This is a genomic window from Micromonospora sp. NPDC050187 (assembly GCF_044459745.1).
GTDB lineage: Bacteria > Actinomycetota > Actinomycetes > Mycobacteriales > Micromonosporaceae > Micromonospora.
Map to the genome: position 1 here is coordinate 355,265 of NZ_JBITJH010000005.1, position 15,046 is coordinate 370,310.

Genomic DNA, 15,046 nt, shown 5'->3' on the forward strand with positions numbered 1-15,046 from the left:
AGGCGCACCGAGCGTGCGGACGAAGCTGAGCACGATGTTCCAGTCCCTGCAGATCCGTAACTACCGGCTTTTCGCGTCCGGACAGTTGATCAAGTTGATCGGCGTCTGGATGATGTTCATCGCCCAGGACTGGCTCGTCCTCGACCTCTCCGGCGACTCCGCCACCGCGCTCGGCATCGTCACCGCGCTCCAGTTCGCCCCGGTCCTGCTCCTCACCCTCCTCTCCGGCCGCCTCGCCGACCGCTACGACAAGCGCCTGCTCCTCTTCGTCGCCAACGCGTTCTGGAGCGTGCTCGCGCTCGGAATGAGCATGCTGGTCCTCACCGGCCTGGTGCAGCTCTGGCACGTCTACGTCTTCGCCGCCCTGCTCGGCGTCGCCAACGCGGTGGAGGTCCCGGTCCGGCAGGCGTTCGTCTCCGAACTGGTCGGCACGCCGCTGCTGCCGAACGCGCTCGCCCTCTCGGCGGCCACCTTCAACAGCGCCCGGATCATCGGCCCCGCCGTCGCCGGTGTGGCCATCGCCGTCATCGACGTCGGTCCGGTCTTCCTGGTCAGCGCGCTCAGTTCGCTCGCTCCGCTGGCCAACGTGGTCCGGATGAACCCCGCCGAGCTGCACCGGGAGGAACTGCGCCCGGTGAAGGAGCGCGACTCGGCCAAGGTGGTCGACGGGCTGCGCTACGTCGCCAAGCGCCCCGACCTGCTGCTGCCCATGGCACTGATGTCGGTCATCGGGATGTGCCTGTTCAACTTCCAGCTCACCCTCGCCGCCCTGGCCAAGACCGTCTTCAACACCGGTGCGGCCTCGTTCGGCCTCTTCACCACCACGCTCGCGGTGGGTTCGCTCGCCGGTGCGCTGGCCGGCAGCGGACGGCGCAGCCGCCCGTCGGTGTGGGTGGTCCTCGGCGCGGCGGTCGCCTGCTCGGTGTTCGGCGTCCTGGTCGGGCTCGCCCCCGGGTACTGGCTGGTCGTCGCCCTGCTCCTGCCGACCGGGTTCTTCGTGCTCTACTTCGCCCAGGCCGCCAACCAGCGGGTGCAGCTCGGCACCGACGCCGCCTTCCGGGGCCGGGTGATGGCGCTCTGGGTGCTGGTGTTCCTCGGCACCAACCCGGTCGGCGCGCCGCTCATCGGCTGGGTCGCCGAGACGTACGGCGCGGGCGTGAGCATCTGGGCGGGCGGCCTGATCTCGCTCACCGCCGCCCTGATTGCCCTGACCTGGCAGCTGCGCCGCTCCAAGGCCCGGATCCGGCTGCGGATCCGCCCGATGCCCCGGCTCTACGTCGTTTCGCCCCCGACCGTCGACCTGTCCGGTCGGGCGGCGTGTGGGACGCGCGTGCCCGCCGAGGCCGGTGTCCGCTGAAACGTCCCCCACCGGATACCGGCATTCTGCTGGCACCCAGGGATGTGGAGGATTAGCGTCGATGCGTGGAAGCCGGTCGGGCGATGCTGCTGGTCCTGGCGATCCTGCTCGTGGCGTGTGTGCCGGCCGCGGTTGCCCTGGTGTGCTGCGGCGACGATCGCCTCGACCGGATCGCCGGTGCCTGGTCGCGTCGGCGGGCCGGTCGACGCGACCGGCGGACGATCGCCCGCCTCGACCGGGCCGTCGAGGCTGACGCCCTGACCCGTGACATCGACCTCACCGAGTTCGACCGGCCGGACCGCCAGCCGCTGGAACAGATCGCCGCCGACCTGTGGCGGCTCCGCGCGTACCGGCTGGGGCACGGGGGACGTCCGATCGTCTGGCCGCTGCTGCTGATCAAGGCGTACGACGACCGGCTCCGACTGGCCTGCCGGTGTCTCGGCCTCCCCGAGCACCTGGCCGAGCTGGAGGGGGTCGACCGGGAGATCGAGCGGGTCCGCGTCGAGGGAGCGCTGCACGCCGCCGGGCTGCCACTGCCGGCGGTCACCGCCCACCACCGCCAACGACACCGGTGACCCGACACCGGCGTCGATGAGGCTCTTCGTCGCGGTCCACCCGCCGCCGGAGGCCATGACGGATCTCGCCGCGCAGGTCGCCCGGCTGCGGATCGGCCAGGCCGCCGCAGCCGGCACCAACGTACGGCTGGCCGACCCGGTGGACGCGCACGTGACCGTCGCCTTCCTCGGCGAGGTCGCCGACGATCGTCTGCCCACCGTCCGGGACGCGCTGGGCCGGGCCGCCGGCCCGTGCCGGGGACCGGAACCGCCCCGGCTCCGGCTCGGCGGCGGCGGTCGGTTCGGGTACGGCCGGCGCACCGTGCTCTGGGTGGACGTGCTCGGCGAGGTGGAGCGGCTGGGGGTGCTCGCCGGGCGGATCCGGGACGAGCTGCGGGTTGCCGGGCTGCCGTACGACGACCGGCCGTTCCGGCCCCACCTCACCATCGCCCGCCCCGGCGACCGGATCGACGTCGAGGAGGACCGAACCACGCTGGACGGGTACCTCGGCCCGAGCTGGCCGGCGACCGAGGCGGTCCTGGTCCGCAGTCACCTCGGCCCGGTCCGCCGGTACGAGCACCTTGCCGCCTGGCCGCTGTGACCCGGCCGGCGACGTGGACACCGCCGCCCCCGCGCCGCTGAATGCCCGCGCCGCTGGATGCCCGCGCCGCTGGAAGCACCGTCCCGCTGGATGCCCACGTCGCCGGCCGGCCCGGGGCCGTGGCTACCAGGCCCACGCCTCCGGGGCGGGACCGCCGCTGCCGATCGGCGGAAAGAGTTCGTCGAGCCGTTCCCCGGTCGCCTCGTCCAGGCGGACCGCCAGGGCACCGAGGGACCGGTCGAGCTGCTCGACGGTACGCGGACCGATGATCGGCGCGGTCACCCCCGGCCGGGAGAGCAGCCAGCCCAGCGCCACGTCGGCCGGGTCGTGGCCGAGGTCCGCGCAGAGCTGCTCGTACGCCTCGATGGTCTCGCGGTGGGCGGCCAGCGCGTCGCCGGAACGGCCGGTGGCGCCGCGCGCCGCCCCGCCGGCGGCCATCTTGGCCAGCACCCCGGCGAGCAGCCCGCCGTGCAGCGGCGACCAGGGGATGATGCCCAGGCCGAGGTGCTGGGCGGCCGGGATCACCTCCAACTCGGCGTGCCGGGTCATCAGGTTGTAGATGCACTGCTCGGAGACGAGCCCGAGGAAATTGCGCCGTCCGGCGGCGGCCTGCGCGACGGCCAGGTGCCAACCCGCGAAGTTCGACGAGCCGACGTAGATCACCTTGCCCTGGGCGACCAGGGTCTCCATCGCCTGCCAGATCTCCTCCCACGGCGTGCTCCGGGAGATGTGGTGCATCTGGTACAGGTCGATGGTGTCGGTCTGGAGCCGGCGCAGCGAGTCCTCGCAGGCCCGGACGATGTGTCGGGCGGAGAGCCCCTGGTCGTTCGGCCAGTCGCCCATCTTGCCGTAGACCTTGGTGGCCAGCACGACCTTCTCCCGGCGACCGCCGCCCTGGGCGAACCAGCGCCCGATGATCTGCTCGGTGACACCCTCACCGGTCTGCCAGCCGTAGACGTTGGCGGTGTCGAAGAAGTTCAGGCCGTGCTCCAGGGCGCGGTCCATGATCGCGAAGCTGTCGGGTTCGCTGGTCTGCGGTCCGAAGTTCATGGTGCCGAGGCAGAGCCGGCTGACCGAGAGGCCGGTCCGGCCGAGGTTCGTGTACTCCATGGGCTCACCCTGCCACGGCCCGGCCGACCGCACCGGCTGGCCGGCTGCGGTCGGACCGCGCGGTGGATCTGTGCGGACGTGACCGGACCGCTGTGACCGGTCGGGTCAGGAGGACTCGCGGGCCGCCGGACCGGATCCGAACAGGACGTCGTCCCAGCTCGGCAGCCGCTTGCGCGGCTTGCCGGCAGCCTCGGCGGGTGCCTCGGCGGCGGGCGCGCCGGTGCGGCGGGGTCGGAGCACCGCCAGCGACGGCACGGCCGGCACCTCCTTCGGCGCGTCCGAGTCGTCGTCGAACGCCGAACCCTGACCACCGCCGAGCAGTGCCGCCGCACCCCCGCTGATCGCCCGCTGGCGGGGCGTCTCCTGGTCGCCGAGGGCGGCCGGGGTGCGCGGTTCGAGACCCCGGCCGGAGGTCGAGCCGAGTGGCCGGTCCAGCGAGGCGAGCAGGGCGTCCCGGCCGGCGCGGATCGGGTCGCGACCGCTCCGGGTGCGCTCGACGGGGGCCGGCAGGCCGTGGCCGCCCCGGCTCGGCTCGCCACGCGACGGGCCGGGCAGCGCGTGGCCCCGCTCCGGTGCCGGCTCCTGGCCGAGGATCGGGGTGGGCCGCTCGGCGCACAGGTACTGCGCCATGTCGTCGTGCGGCGTGACGTTCTGCCGGGTCTTGTCGAGATCCCAGACCGCCTGGGCGGTGGCCTTGCCGGAGGGCCAGGTGGCGATGATCCGCCAGGTGCCGTCGTCGCGGCGGTACGCGTCCCAGGAGATCTTCTCGGTGTCGATGCCGTGCTGGGCCAGCCGGCCGTTGACCACCTCGGCGAGCGGGGTGGGCTTCTCGGCGCCCTTGAGTCGGGTGCGCCGGGCGTGCTGGGCGAGCATGGCCCGCTCCTGGAGCACCGGGCCGGCGTACCGGAGGACCCGGTCGACTGGGACACCGGCGACCCGGGCGACGTCCTCGGCGGACTCACCGGAGCGGATCCGGGCCTGGATGTCCCGTGGGGAGAGCGAGGGGATCGGGTCGGGGGCCCGTTCGGTCGCGACGGCCAGCGGCGGCGCACCGGGCTCGGCGTGCAGCACGTTGGTGACGCGCTCGTCGATGGGCAGGGCGAGCAGTCGCCCCACCTCGTCGGCGAGCACCAGGGCCTGGCCGTCCTCGGAGAGGGCGACGAAGCGTACTGGGCGCATGACGTTGCCTCCGTCCCGCTTCGCTGGCCGCACGCCAGGGTCAGCCACCCGGGCGTCTGGTCAACACGGTACGCCCATCCGGTGCGGGGTGGGGGATGCCACGCCCGCATGTCGCGGCTGAGCAGGTCAGGGATCACGGTCGCAGGGGACGCCGCCGGTCGGCGACGCCCCCTCACCATAGCGGCTAGAGCCGCTCCACGACGTAGTCGATCGAGGCGGTCAGCGCCTCCACGTCGGCCGGCTCCACCGCCGGGAAGAGCGCCACCCGGAGCTGGTTACGGCCGAGCTTGCGGTACGGCTCGGTGTCCACGATGCCGTTCGCCCGCAGCGCCTTGGCGATCGCCGAGGCGTCCACCCCGTCGGCGAAGTCGATGGTGGCGACCACGTTGGAGCGCAGCGCCGGGTCGGTGACGAACGGGGTCGCGGCGGCGGAGCGCTCCGCCCAGCCGTACACCGTCCCGGCGCTCTCGGCGGTGCGCTTGGCGGCCCAGGAGAGCCCGCCCTGCGCGTTCATCCAGTCGGTCTGCTCGGCGGCCAGGAAGATGGTGGCCAGCGCCGGGGTGTTGTAGGTCTGCTCCAGCCGCGAGTTGTCGATCGCGGTGACCAGGTCGAGGAAGGCCGGGACGTACCGGCCCGAGCCCTTGATCTCGGTGGCCCGCTCCAGCGCGGCCGGCGACATCAGCGCGATCCAGAGGCCGCCGTCGGAGCCGAAGCACTTCTGCGGGGCGAAGTAGTAGACGTCGGTCTCACCGACGTTGACGTCCAGACCGCCGGCCCCGGAGGTGGCGTCGACCAGCAGCAGCGAGCCCGGGTCGGCGCCGTCCACCCGGGCGATCGGCACCGCCACACCGGTCGAGGTCTCGTTCTGCGGGGTGGCGTAGACGTCGACCCCGGCCTCGGCGACCAGCGAGGGCGCGCTGCCCGGCTCGGACTTGCGGACGGTCGGCTCACCGAGGAACGGCGCGTCCTTGACCGACTTGGCGAACTTCGCCCCGAACTCACCGAAGCTGGCGAACTGCGCCCGGTCGCGGACCAGGCCGAAGGCGGCGACCTCCCAGAACGCGGTGGTGCCGCCGTTGCCGATCACGACCTCGTACCCCTCGGGGAGGGAGAAGAACTCGGCGAGACCACGGCGCAGCCGGGCGACCTGGTCCCGGACGGTCTTCTGCCGGTGCGAGGTGCCGAGGTAGCTGGTCGCGACGTCGGCGAGCGCGGAGACGGCCGCCGGACGGACCTTGGACGGCCCGCAGCCGAACCGGCCGTCGGCGGGCTTGATCTCGTCGGGAATCCGGATGGTCGAAACATCAGCCACGGTGATCAGGCTTCCTTCTGTGGGCCACTTGACCGGGTGCGAGCGGTGATCCGGCGACGCTGCCGAGGCACCTATCCTCCCATCCGCGCCCCCGGCCGGACGCCGCCGACGTCCGCCCGGTGATGAGGCGCTGCCCACATCCCGGGGTGGCTTGCCGCCGTCCACCGCCCCCGTCGATCCCGAACTTCGGGCACCTGCCAAATGCCGCAAAACTGGCTAATTGGGCGCCACAGCTCCATGATCGACGGAGTCAGCCGGGGGTCTGCCGCCGAACGGGGGTGCGGAACTCAGACGCCGTGCGGGATGGCCTGCCAGCCGTCGACGTCCTGCGGCTTGCGGGGGCCGTGGCCGACGTAGCGGGCGGACGGGCGGACCAGCCGGCTGAGCTTCTTCTGCTCGAGGATGTGCGCGCTCCAGCCACCCATCCGGGCGCAGGTGAACATCGAGGTGAACATGTGCGCCGGCACCTCGGCGAAATCGAGCACCACGGCCGACCAGAACTCGACGTTGGTGGCGAGGACCCGGTCCGGGCGACGGGCCCGGAGTTCGGCCAGGGCGGCCTTCTCCAGCGCCTCGGCCACCTCGAAGCGGGGGGCGCCCAGTTCGCGGGCGGTGCGGCGGAGCACCCGGGCGCGCGGGTCCTCGGCCCGGTAGACCCGGTGGCCGAAGCCCATCAGCCGCTCGCCCCGGTCGAGCACGCCCTTGACGTACCCCTCGGCGTCGCCGCTGCGCTCCACCGCCTCCAGCATGGTCAGCACCCGGGAGGGGGCACCGCCGTGCAGCGGGCCGGAGAGCGCGCCGATGCCGGAGGAGATGCAGGCGGCGGCGTCCGCTCCGGTGGAGGCGACGATCCGGGTGGTGAAGGTGGAGGCGTTCATGCCGTGCTCGGCGGCCGAGATGAAGTACGCGTCGACGGCCTTGACGTGCCGCGGGTCGGGCTCGCCCCGCCAGCGCTTCATGAACCGCTCGACGATGGTGGAGGCCTTGTCGATCTCCTTCTGCGGCACCGCCGGCAGACCGAGACCCCGGGCCGACTGGGCGACGAAGGAGAGCGCGGTGACGGAGACCCGGGCCAGGTCCTCGCGGGCCTGCTCGTCGGAGATGTCGAGGAGCTGGTCTAGCCCCCAGTACGGGGCGAGCATCGCCACGGCGGACTGCACGTCGACCCGGATGTCGCCGGAGTGCACCGGCACCGGGAACGGCTCGGCCGGCGGCAGGCCAGGGCCGAACCGCCCGTCGACCAGCAGCGCCCAGACGTTGCCGAAGGAGACCTGGCCGATGAGGTCCTCGATGTCGACCCCGCGGTAGCGCAGCGACCCACCCTCGCGGTCCGGCTCGGCGATCTCGGTCTCGAAGGCTACGACGCCCTCCAGGCCCGGTTTGAAGTCGGCCATGTCGTCTCCTTGGATCTGCTCGGTGCGCCCGCCTGGGCTCATCGGCCGGTCGGCCGGGCGCCGTAGGCGACCCTCAGGGATGCGTTCGGAACATCTTGCCTGGTGGACAACCGGGTTTGCGACCCGCAACCACTGTGCTACAGGCGACATCCGGCGGGGCGGCCAACCGCAACATCGTGGTGACCCGGGGCACAACCTGCTGGTCAGCGGCGTGTGGCACGGTATCGGCAGGTGAAGAGGAGGGGAACGTGACGGGAGACACAGTGGTCCCGGGCGTCGGGCCGGCCGGGAATGCCGAGCAGAAAGGGCTTTCCCGAGCGGATCTGGCCGCCGACTGGTGCACCCAGTTCGACCGCTGGTTCCGCGACGTGGTCGCCGCCGCGCTGCCCGAGCCGACCGCGATGGTCGTCGGCACCGCCGACGCGGCCGGCCGCCCGAGCGGGCGGACCGTCCTGCTCAAGCGGTACGACCCCGAGGGCTTCGTCTTCTTCACCAACCACACCTCCCGCAAGGGTGCCGAGGCGCTCGCCAACCCGTACGCCAGCCTGGTCTTCCCGTGGTTCGCCGTGGGTCGGCAGGTGACCGTCACCGGACGCGTGGGGCCGGTGGACCGGGCCGAGACGGAGGCGTACTTCGCCAGCCGACCGCGCGGCTCCCAGCTCGGCGCCTGGGCCAGCCCGCAGTCCCAGGTGATCCCCGACCGGCACTACCTGGTGGAGCGCCAGCGGGAGGTGGCCGATCGGTTCGCCGGCACCGACCCGATCCCGCCCCCGCCGCATTGGGGCGGGCTGCGGGTCGCCCCGGACGTGGTGGAGTTCTGGCAGGGACGGGTCAACCGGCTGCACGACCGGTTCCGTTACCGCCGTACCGGGCAGGGTGACTGGATCGTCGAACGGCTCGCGCCGTGACCGGGGTGAAGGACGCGACCGGGATGAAGGACGCGGCCGGGGTGAAGGACGCGGCCGGGGTGGCGGGGGAGCGGTCGGGCACCGCCCGTCGCTGGGCGATCGACCTGCGCCCGCTGCGGGTGCCCACGTACCGGCGGCTCTGGACCGGCAACAGCGTGGCGATGTTCGGCTTCCAGTTCACCGCCGTCGCGGTCCCGGTCGAGATGTACGCGCTGACCCGCGACTCGTTCTGGGTCGGGCTGATCGGGGTGGCCGCCTTCCTGCCGTTGCTGGTCTTCGGGCTCTGGGGCGGGGTGATCGCGGACCGCCGGGACCGCCGTCAGGTGCTGCTGGTGGGTTCCGTGCTGCTCTGGTTGTCCACGCTCGGGCTGTTGGTGCAGGCGCTGCTCGGGGCACGCAGCCCGGTGCTGCTGCTGGTCCTGGTGGCGGTGCAGTCGATCGCGTTCGCCATCAGCTCGCCGGCGCGCAGCGCGATGCTGCCCCGGCTGGTGCCGCTGGACCTGGTGCCGGCGGCCAGCACGCTGAACTACACCACCAACACCGCGGCCACGGTGGCCGGGCCGATGGTCGCCGGGCTGATCTTCGGCATCTGGGGCACCGACACCGGCCTGCCGATCGCGTACGCGGCGGACGCCCTGCTGCTCACCGCGCTGATCTGGGCCGCCCGGGGGCTGCCGGCGCTGCCGCCCGAACCGGACCCGGACGGCGCTCCGCGTCGACGGGGGCTGGCCAGCGTCGTAGACGGCTTCCGCTACCTGGTCACCACCCGGGTGCTGCTGCTGTCGTTCGCCATCGACCTGATCGCGATGATCCTCGCCATGCCCCGGGCGCTCTTCCCGGAGGTCGCCGAGGAGCGCTTCGGCGGCGGCGCGGCGGTCGGCTGGCTGTTCAGCGCGATCGCGTTCGGCGCGCTGCTCGGCGGGTTGACCTCCGGCTGGATCGGCCGGCTCCGCCGGCAGGGGTTGGCGCTGATCGCGGCGGTGGTCGGCTGGGGCGTGGCGGTCGCCCTGGCCGGACTCGCCGGACATCTCTGGCTGGCCGTCGGGCTGCTCGCCGTGGCCGGTGCCGCCGACCTGGTCAGCGCGGTGCTGCGACAGTCGATGCTGCTGGTGCACGCGCCGGACCGGATGCGCGGTCGACTCCAGGGGGTGAACACCGTGGTCGTCGCCGGTGGGCCCCGGCTGGGCGACCTGCGGGCCGGGTCGATGGCCGCCGGCCTCGGCAGCGGGGTGGCCTGGGTCGGCGGCGGTCTGGCCGCGGCGGCGCTGGCCGTGCTGCTCGCGGTCGCCTTCCCCGCCCTGGCCCGCTACCGGACCACCCCGGCCACCGCGACCCGACAGCCCTGAGCCGACCGGCGCGGCAGCGACCGTACGGGCCTCGGGCACGGCAGCGGCCGTGAGGCCGGCGGGCGTGGCGGTGGTCCAGGCACTAGGGTCGCCGGCATGCAGACCACCGAGCCCACTCCGCCCTCCGGAGCACAGTGGACCATCGCCGCCGCCGGCCACGAGGCCGTCATCGTGGAGGTGGGGGGTGGACTGCGGGCGTACCGTCGCGACGGCGTCGACTACGTCGACGGCTACGGCGCCGACGAGATCTGCCCCGGGTGCGCCGGGCAGGTGCTCGCCCCGTGGCCGAACCGGATCCGGGACGGTGCGTACACCTTCGACGGGCGGTCGTACGCGCTGCCGCTGACCGAACCGAGCCGGCACGTCGCCATTCACGGCCTGGTGAACTGGGTACCGTGGCGGCTGGTCGAGCAGGCCGAGGACGCGGTCACCGTCGGCTACGACCTGCCGCCGCAACCGGGCTACCCGTGGGCGCTGCGACTGCGCACCCGGTGGAGCGTGGGGACGGACGGGCTGCGCGCGGAACACGAGGCCACCAACCTCGCCTCCGAGCCGGCCCCGTTCGGCTTTGCCGTGCACCCGTACCTGCGACTGCCCGGCGTGCCCGTCGACGACCTGCTGATGCGGGTGCCCGGACGCAACCGGCTGGTGGTGGACGACCGGCTGCTGCCGGTCGGGGCGGCCCCGGTGGCCGGCACCAAGTACGACTGGACGGTGTCCCGCCCGATCGGCGACGCGGTGCTGGACACCACCTTCGGCGCGGTGGTCCGGGACGCCGACGGCGGCTCGACGGTCACCCTCGCCGCTCCGGACGGCTCGGACGCGGTGCGCCTCTGGGCGGGCGCGGAGTTCGGCTGGTGGCAGGTCTTCACCGGCGACGCCCTCACCGGCGAGCGGCACCGCCGGTCGGTGGCGGTGGAGCCGATGACCTGCCCGCCGGACGCGTTCCGCTCCGGCCGGGACCTGGTCACGCTGGCCCCCGGCCAGACCTGGCGGGGCACCTGGGGCGTCCGGCCGGGAGCCTGAGCCCCAGCCAGCGCGGCCCGGAGCCCGAGTGACAGTCGGAGAGGCCCGGAGCCTTGGCGACAGACGGAGAGGGAGGCGCGGCATGGAGTTCGCGGAGGTCGTCCGGCGGCGACGGATGGTGCGCAACTACGACCCGGACCGCCCCGTCCCGCCGGAGGTGGTCGACCGGTTGCTCGGCCACGCGGTCCGTGCGCCGTCGGCCGGTTTCGCCCAGGGCTGGGGGTTCCTGGTGCTGGAGGACCCGGCCGACCGGGAGCGGTTCTGGGCCGCGGCCACCCCGGAGCGGGGCGGCCGGGACCGCTGGCTGACCGGGATGCGGCGGGCTCCGCTGGTCGTGGTGCCGCACGCCAACCGCTCCGCCTACCTCGACCGGTACGCCGAGTCGGACAAGGGCTGGACGGACCGCGCCGAGGAGCGCTGGCCGGTGCCGTACTGGTACGTCGACACCGGGTTCGCCTCGTTGCTGATGCTGCTCACCGCCGTGGACGAGGGACTGGGGGCGTGCTTCTTCGGCATCCCGCCGGAGCGCACCGCTGCGTACCGGACGGCGTTCGACGTCCCGGCGGAGTTCACGCCGGTCGGTGCGATCACCATCGGTTACCGGGCACCCGACCACCGGTCACCGTCGTTGCGTCGGGGGCGTCGACCGGTCGACGAGGTGGTGCACCGGGGACGTTGGGGGCGATCGGCCCCCACCCGGGACACGGGGAGCGCGGCCGAGTAGCGAAGCTGACAAGAGGGAGCAAAATGTGAAGTGACGGGGGCCGCTAGGCTGACAAGGTCATCGAATACCGCTGGGTCGCGGTGTCACGCCGCGGCCCTCGGCTGGCGGGTGCCGGTCGGCTCGGCAAAGGGGAGGGGAGCGTGCCGTCGTGATCTTCAGAGCGGTTCGGGACGGGCGTCCCTACCCGGAGCACCACCTCACCCTCAAGCAGTGGGCCGAGATCCCACCGCGCCCGCTCCGCCTCGACCAGCTGATCACCACCAAGCGGGAGCTGGCGCTGGACAAGCTCCTCGCCGAGGACTCCACCTTCTACGGTGACCTCTTCCCGCACGTGGTCCAGTGGAACGGCGGGCTCTACCTGGAGGACGGGCTGCACCGGGCGCTGCGCGCCGCCCTCCAGCAGCGCAACCAGATCCATGCCCGGGTGCTCGTGCTGAGCGGCCACACCGAGTGACCCGGCGGTGTCGCGTCGACGCCTGAGGGATCGTTAGGGTGGCGGCATGAGTGCACCCACCCTCGACCTGCTCGACCTGGACTCGTCGCTCGGCGAAGAGGAACGGCAGATCCGCGCCGTGGTGCGCCGGCTCGTCGACGACCGGGTGCGCCCGTACGTCGCCGACTGGTACGAGCGGGGCGAGGTGCCGGCCCGCGAGCTGGCCCGGGAGTTCGGCCGGCTCGGCCTGCTCGGCATGCACCTGACCGGATACGGCTGCGCCGGCTCCTCGGCCGTCGCGTACGGCCTGGCCTGCCTGGAACTGGAGGCCGGCGACTCGGGCGTGCGGTCGCTGGTCTCGGTGCAGGGCTCGCTGGCCATGTACGCGATCTGGCGGTACGGCAGCGAGGAGCAGAAGCAGCGCTGGCTGCCCGGCATGGCGGCCGGTGAGCTGATCGGCTGCTTCGGACTGACCGAGCCGGACCACGGCTCCGACCCGGCGTCGATGGCGACCCGGGCCCGCCGGGACGGCGACGACTGGCTGCTCACCGGCGGCAAAATGTGGATCACCAACGCGCCGGTCGCCGACGTCGCGGTGATCTGGGCGCGGGCCGAGGAGGGGGTGCGCGGGTTCGCCGTACCGCTGGACACGCCCGGGGTGACCACCCGCGAGATCCGCCGCAAGATGTCGCTGCGCGCGTCGGTGACCGGGGAGATCTCGCTCGACGACGTCCGGCTGCCGGCGGACGCGCTGCTGCCGGAGGCGGTCGGGCTGAAGGCCCCGCTGGGCTGCCTCACCGAGGCCCGGCACGGCATCGTCTGGGGCGCGCTCGGCGCGGCGCGGGAGTGCCTGGAGACGACCCTGCGGTACGCGACCACGCGCACCCAGTTCGGCCGGCCGATCGCCGGGTTCCAGCTGACCCAGGCCAAGCTGGCCGACATGGCGGTGGAGTGGCAGAAGGGCTACCTGCTCGCCCTGCACCTCGGTCGGCTGGCCGACGCGGGCAACCTCCGTCCGGAGCAGGTCAGCGTCGGCAAGCTCAACAACGTCCGGGAGGCGCTGGCCATCGCCCGCCAGTGCCGGACGATCCTCGGCGCGAACGGCGTCTCCGGGGAGTATCCGGTGATGCGGCACGGCGACAACCTGGAGAGCGTGCTCACCTACGAGGGCACCTCGGAGATCCACCAGCTGGTCATCGGCCAGAAGCTGACCGGCGTCTCCGCCTTCACCTAGGCCGACGACCAGCTGATCCCCCGTGCCGGGCCGACCTACCCGGCCGTCCGGTCCTCCCCGGCGAGCAGGGCGTCGATCTGCCCCATGGCTCTGCGGGAGCCCTCCTCCATGCCCATGGCGGCCAGTTCCTCCAACTGTTCGGCGCTGCGGAACGTGGAGACCGTCGTCATGCGGGTGCGGTCGCCGACCTGCTCCAGGGTCATCACCCCGTGCGAGCGGTCCGCAGGGTCGACCGGCTCGCCGTCCTCGCCGGCGAAGCCGTCGTCGAACTCCAGCCGGTGCGGCTCGTCGATGGCGGTGATGGTCCACCAGCCGCGCGACTTCTCCCCCTCCGGCCCGGTCATGTGGTAGCGGGCGGCGCCGCCCGGCACGAACTCGTACCGGTCGAAGGTGGCCGGCCACTCGGGCGGGCCCCACCAGCGCTCCAGTTGGCGCGGGTCGGCCCAGAGCTGCCACACCCGCTCCACGCGGGCGTCGAACTCGGCGACGATCGTGAGGGTCATCGCCTCGGGGTCCTTGTGCGAACTGATGACAGGCATCTGTCGACCTACCTCTTCACTCCTGGGTCAGGATCTGGTCCATGCGTTGCACGCGGTGCCGCCACAGCTCCTCGTACGCGTCGAGGAGTTGGCCCACCCGGCGCACCATCGTCAGATCACCGTGCACGATCTGCTCCCTGCCGCTGCGTTGCTTCGTGACGAGAGACGCCCGTTCGAGGACGGCCACGTGTTTCTGCACCGCCGCGAAGCTCATGGTGTAGTGCTGCGCGAGCGCGGTCACGGACTGCCCGCCGCGGATCACCCGGGCGAGGATGTCGCGGCGGGTGGCGTCGGCCAGGGCGTGGAAGACGCGGTCGGCCTCCGTCTGACTCAACTCACCTACAACCATGTGGTTGTACGTTAGTGGCCCCGGGCGCCGGGCGCAAGCACGGGCCCGCCCGGGGCGAATCCGAGCACCGCTCGACGCGCGCGCGTCGTACCGGGGACGTACCGTCATTCCCAGGCAGCAATGTCACGACCGAGGACGGTGAGGGCGATGTCCCGCAACGGCGATGTCAACCAGCCCACGCGCGAGTTCCCGGAATACCCGACCGACAGCGCGTCGACCGACCCGGCACCGGCTGACCGGCCGGTCGCCGGGACCGACGAGCCCGCCGACGCCGGTCGCCGTGGACCGGCCCGTGGGCTGCTCCTGGTGCTCGGGGCCGCCGCGCTGGTCGTGGTGGTCCTGCTCGGCACCCAGGTGGCCGGCCTCTGGCCGAGTTGGCGTAACCCGTTCGCCGAGGAGACCACCGACCGCAGCCAGCCGCCGCTGCTGAAGTCGATCCGGGACCTCAGCCGGTACGTGGCCGCGGAGGGCAACTTCCAGGTCGTCGTCGACCTGGAGACCGACCGGAAGTACGTCCCGGACTTCCTGCTCAACGAGCGCACCCTCTTCGTCGGGGCGGGCCGGGTCGAGGCGTACGTCGACTTCTCGAAGATCGCCGAGGGGGCGGTGGTGGAGTCCGCCGACGGGAAGTCCGTCGAGATCACCCTCCCCGCGCCGCAGTTGAGCGACACCAACCTCGACATCGAGAAGAGCTACGTCTTCGCCGAGAAGCGCGGCCTGCTCAACCGGCTCGGGGACGTCTTCGCCGACGATCCGAACCGACAGCGGGAGGTCTACCGGCTGGCCGAGGAGCGGATCACCGCCGCCGCCCGGGACAGCGAACTCGCGGCCCGCGCCGAGGCGAACACCCGCAAGATGCTGGAGGGGCTGCTCCGCTCACTCGGCTACCAGGCGGTCACCGTCACCTACGCCGCCCCCTGACCCCTCGACGCCGCAACGTGGCGACGCCCGCCCCGGGAAGCCGGGGCGGGCGTCGTGGT

General features: G+C 73.0%; 16 protein-coding genes. 10 read left to right on the plus strand and 6 right to left on the minus strand.

Annotated features, from left to right (window positions below; translation table 11 throughout):
- Positions 1 to 13: 13 nt before the first annotated feature.
- From ACIBJE_RS11380 to thpR, 3 genes are all read left to right on the plus strand, one after another.
- Positions 14 to 1,357, plus strand: coding sequence for an MFS transporter (locus tag ACIBJE_RS11380; protein WP_396746490.1), 1,344 nt, complete (start codon positions 14 to 16; stop codon positions 1,355 to 1,357).
- 65 nt (positions 1,358 to 1,422) lie between these two features.
- Entirely contained in the window at positions 1,423 to 1,932 is a 510-nt protein-coding gene (locus ACIBJE_RS11385) for a hypothetical protein (protein ID WP_396746493.1), read from the plus strand.
- Positions 1,933 to 1,948: 16 nt separating this feature from the next.
- The gene (gene thpR, locus ACIBJE_RS11390) at positions 1,949 to 2,512 is read left to right on the plus strand and encodes an RNA 2',3'-cyclic phosphodiesterase (RefSeq protein ID WP_396746496.1); all 564 of its coding nucleotides are present in this window, start codon (positions 1,949 to 1,951) and stop codon (positions 2,510 to 2,512) included.
- Between the two features lie 123 nt (positions 2,513 to 2,635).
- On the opposite strand, the gene ACIBJE_RS11395 is transcribed toward thpR, so the two are convergent.
- From ACIBJE_RS11395 to ACIBJE_RS11410, 4 genes are all read right to left on the minus strand, one after another.
- On the minus strand, positions 2,636 to 3,622 hold the full coding sequence (locus ACIBJE_RS11395) for an aldo/keto reductase (protein WP_396746499.1): 987 nt from the start codon (positions 3,620 to 3,622) through the stop codon (positions 2,636 to 2,638).
- A gap of 105 nt (positions 3,623 to 3,727) precedes the next feature.
- Positions 3,728 to 4,801, minus strand: a complete 1,074-nt coding sequence (gene sepH / locus ACIBJE_RS11400; protein ID WP_396746502.1) for a septation protein SepH — start codon at positions 4,799 to 4,801, stop codon at positions 3,728 to 3,730.
- 184 nt (positions 4,802 to 4,985) lie between these two features.
- The gene (gene serC / locus ACIBJE_RS11405; RefSeq protein WP_396746505.1) at positions 4,986 to 6,113 is read right to left on the minus strand and encodes a phosphoserine transaminase; all 1,128 of its coding nucleotides are present in this window, start codon (positions 6,111 to 6,113) and stop codon (positions 4,986 to 4,988) included.
- A 287-nt stretch (positions 6,114 to 6,400) separates the two neighbouring features.
- Positions 6,401 to 7,507 carry a citrate synthase 2 gene (locus ACIBJE_RS11410; RefSeq protein ID WP_396746508.1) on the minus strand — a complete coding sequence of 369 codons (1,107 nt, stop codon included), beginning with the start codon at positions 7,505 to 7,507 and terminating at the stop codon, positions 6,401 to 6,403.
- Positions 7,508 to 7,755: 248 nt separating this feature from the next.
- Here ACIBJE_RS11410 and pdxH point away from each other — a divergent pair, with 248 nt between their 5' ends.
- From pdxH to ACIBJE_RS11440, 6 genes are all read left to right on the plus strand, one after another.
- The gene (pdxH, locus tag ACIBJE_RS11415) at positions 7,756 to 8,415 is read left to right on the plus strand and encodes a pyridoxamine 5'-phosphate oxidase (RefSeq protein ID WP_396746511.1); all 660 of its coding nucleotides are present in this window, start codon (positions 7,756 to 7,758) and stop codon (positions 8,413 to 8,415) included.
- Between the two features lie 23 nt (positions 8,416 to 8,438).
- On the plus strand, positions 8,439 to 9,761 hold the full coding sequence (locus ACIBJE_RS11420) for an MFS transporter (protein WP_396746726.1): 1,323 nt from the start codon (positions 8,439 to 8,441) through the stop codon (positions 9,759 to 9,761).
- Between the two features lie 96 nt (positions 9,762 to 9,857).
- A complete protein-coding gene (locus tag ACIBJE_RS11425; RefSeq protein ID WP_396746514.1) occupies positions 9,858 to 10,787 on the plus strand; it encodes an aldose 1-epimerase family protein in 930 nt (309 codons plus the stop codon).
- A gap of 82 nt (positions 10,788 to 10,869) precedes the next feature.
- Complete coding sequence (locus ACIBJE_RS11430; RefSeq protein ID WP_396746517.1) at positions 10,870 to 11,511, plus strand: nitroreductase family protein; 642 nt, start codon at positions 10,870 to 10,872, stop codon at positions 11,509 to 11,511.
- 148 nt (positions 11,512 to 11,659) lie between these two features.
- Positions 11,660 to 11,965 carry a type II toxin-antitoxin system VapB family antitoxin gene (locus ACIBJE_RS11435; RefSeq protein ID WP_088980977.1) on the plus strand — a complete coding sequence of 102 codons (306 nt, stop codon included), beginning with the start codon at positions 11,660 to 11,662 and terminating at the stop codon, positions 11,963 to 11,965.
- Between the two features lie 46 nt (positions 11,966 to 12,011).
- Positions 12,012 to 13,178 carry an acyl-CoA dehydrogenase family protein gene (locus tag ACIBJE_RS11440; RefSeq protein WP_396746520.1) on the plus strand — a complete coding sequence of 389 codons (1,167 nt, stop codon included), beginning with the start codon at positions 12,012 to 12,014 and terminating at the stop codon, positions 13,176 to 13,178.
- A gap of 35 nt (positions 13,179 to 13,213) precedes the next feature.
- Here the strand turns inward: ACIBJE_RS11440 and ACIBJE_RS11445 are convergent, their stop codons facing one another.
- Together ACIBJE_RS11445 and ACIBJE_RS11450 are read right to left on the minus strand one after the other, a co-directional pair.
- On the minus strand, positions 13,214 to 13,717 hold the full coding sequence (locus tag ACIBJE_RS11445; RefSeq protein ID WP_396746523.1) for an SRPBCC domain-containing protein: 504 nt from the start codon (positions 13,715 to 13,717) through the stop codon (positions 13,214 to 13,216).
- Positions 13,718 to 13,733: 16 nt separating this feature from the next.
- On the minus strand, positions 13,734 to 14,066 hold the full coding sequence (locus ACIBJE_RS11450; protein WP_396746526.1) for an ArsR/SmtB family transcription factor: 333 nt from the start codon (positions 14,064 to 14,066) through the stop codon (positions 13,734 to 13,736).
- 147 nt (positions 14,067 to 14,213) lie between these two features.
- Between ACIBJE_RS11450 and ACIBJE_RS11455 the strand changes: the two genes are divergently transcribed.
- Positions 14,214 to 14,987 (plus strand): DUF4230 domain-containing protein, encoded by a 774-nt coding sequence (locus tag ACIBJE_RS11455; protein ID WP_396746529.1) that lies wholly within the window; start codon positions 14,214 to 14,216, stop codon positions 14,985 to 14,987.
- Positions 14,988 to 15,046 lie beyond the last annotated feature (59 nt).

Excerpts from the sequence above, each read along its gene's own strand:
- ACIBJE_RS11430 (WP_396746517.1), top strand. The coding sequence starts at position 10,870 with ATGGAGTTCGCGGAGGTCGTCCGGCGGCGACGGATGGTGCGCAACTAC.
- ACIBJE_RS11410 (WP_396746508.1), bottom strand. The coding sequence starts at position 7,507 with ATGGCCGACTTCAAACCGGGCCTGGAGGGCGTCGTAGCCTTCGAGACC.
- ACIBJE_RS11425 (WP_396746514.1), top strand. The coding sequence starts at position 9,858 with ATGCAGACCACCGAGCCCACTCCGCCCTCCGGAGCACAGTGGACCATC.
- ACIBJE_RS11445 (WP_396746523.1), bottom strand. The coding sequence starts at position 13,717 with ATGCCTGTCATCAGTTCGCACAAGGACCCCGAGGCGATGACCCTCACG.
- thpR (WP_396746496.1), top strand. The coding sequence starts at position 1,949 with ATGAGGCTCTTCGTCGCGGTCCACCCGCCGCCGGAGGCCATGACGGAT.
- sepH (WP_396746502.1), bottom strand. The coding sequence starts at position 4,801 with ATGCGCCCAGTACGCTTCGTCGCCCTCTCCGAGGACGGCCAGGCCCTG.
- ACIBJE_RS11420 (WP_396746726.1), top strand. The coding sequence starts at position 8,439 with ATGAAGGACGCGGCCGGGGTGAAGGACGCGGCCGGGGTGGCGGGGGAG.
- ACIBJE_RS11395 (WP_396746499.1), bottom strand. The coding sequence starts at position 3,622 with ATGGAGTACACGAACCTCGGCCGGACCGGCCTCTCGGTCAGCCGGCTC.
- ACIBJE_RS11455 (WP_396746529.1), top strand. The coding sequence starts at position 14,214 with ATGTCCCGCAACGGCGATGTCAACCAGCCCACGCGCGAGTTCCCGGAA.
- ACIBJE_RS11450 (WP_396746526.1), bottom strand. The coding sequence starts at position 14,066 with ATGGTTGTAGGTGAGTTGAGTCAGACGGAGGCCGACCGCGTCTTCCAC.
- ACIBJE_RS11440 (WP_396746520.1), top strand. The coding sequence starts at position 12,012 with ATGAGTGCACCCACCCTCGACCTGCTCGACCTGGACTCGTCGCTCGGC.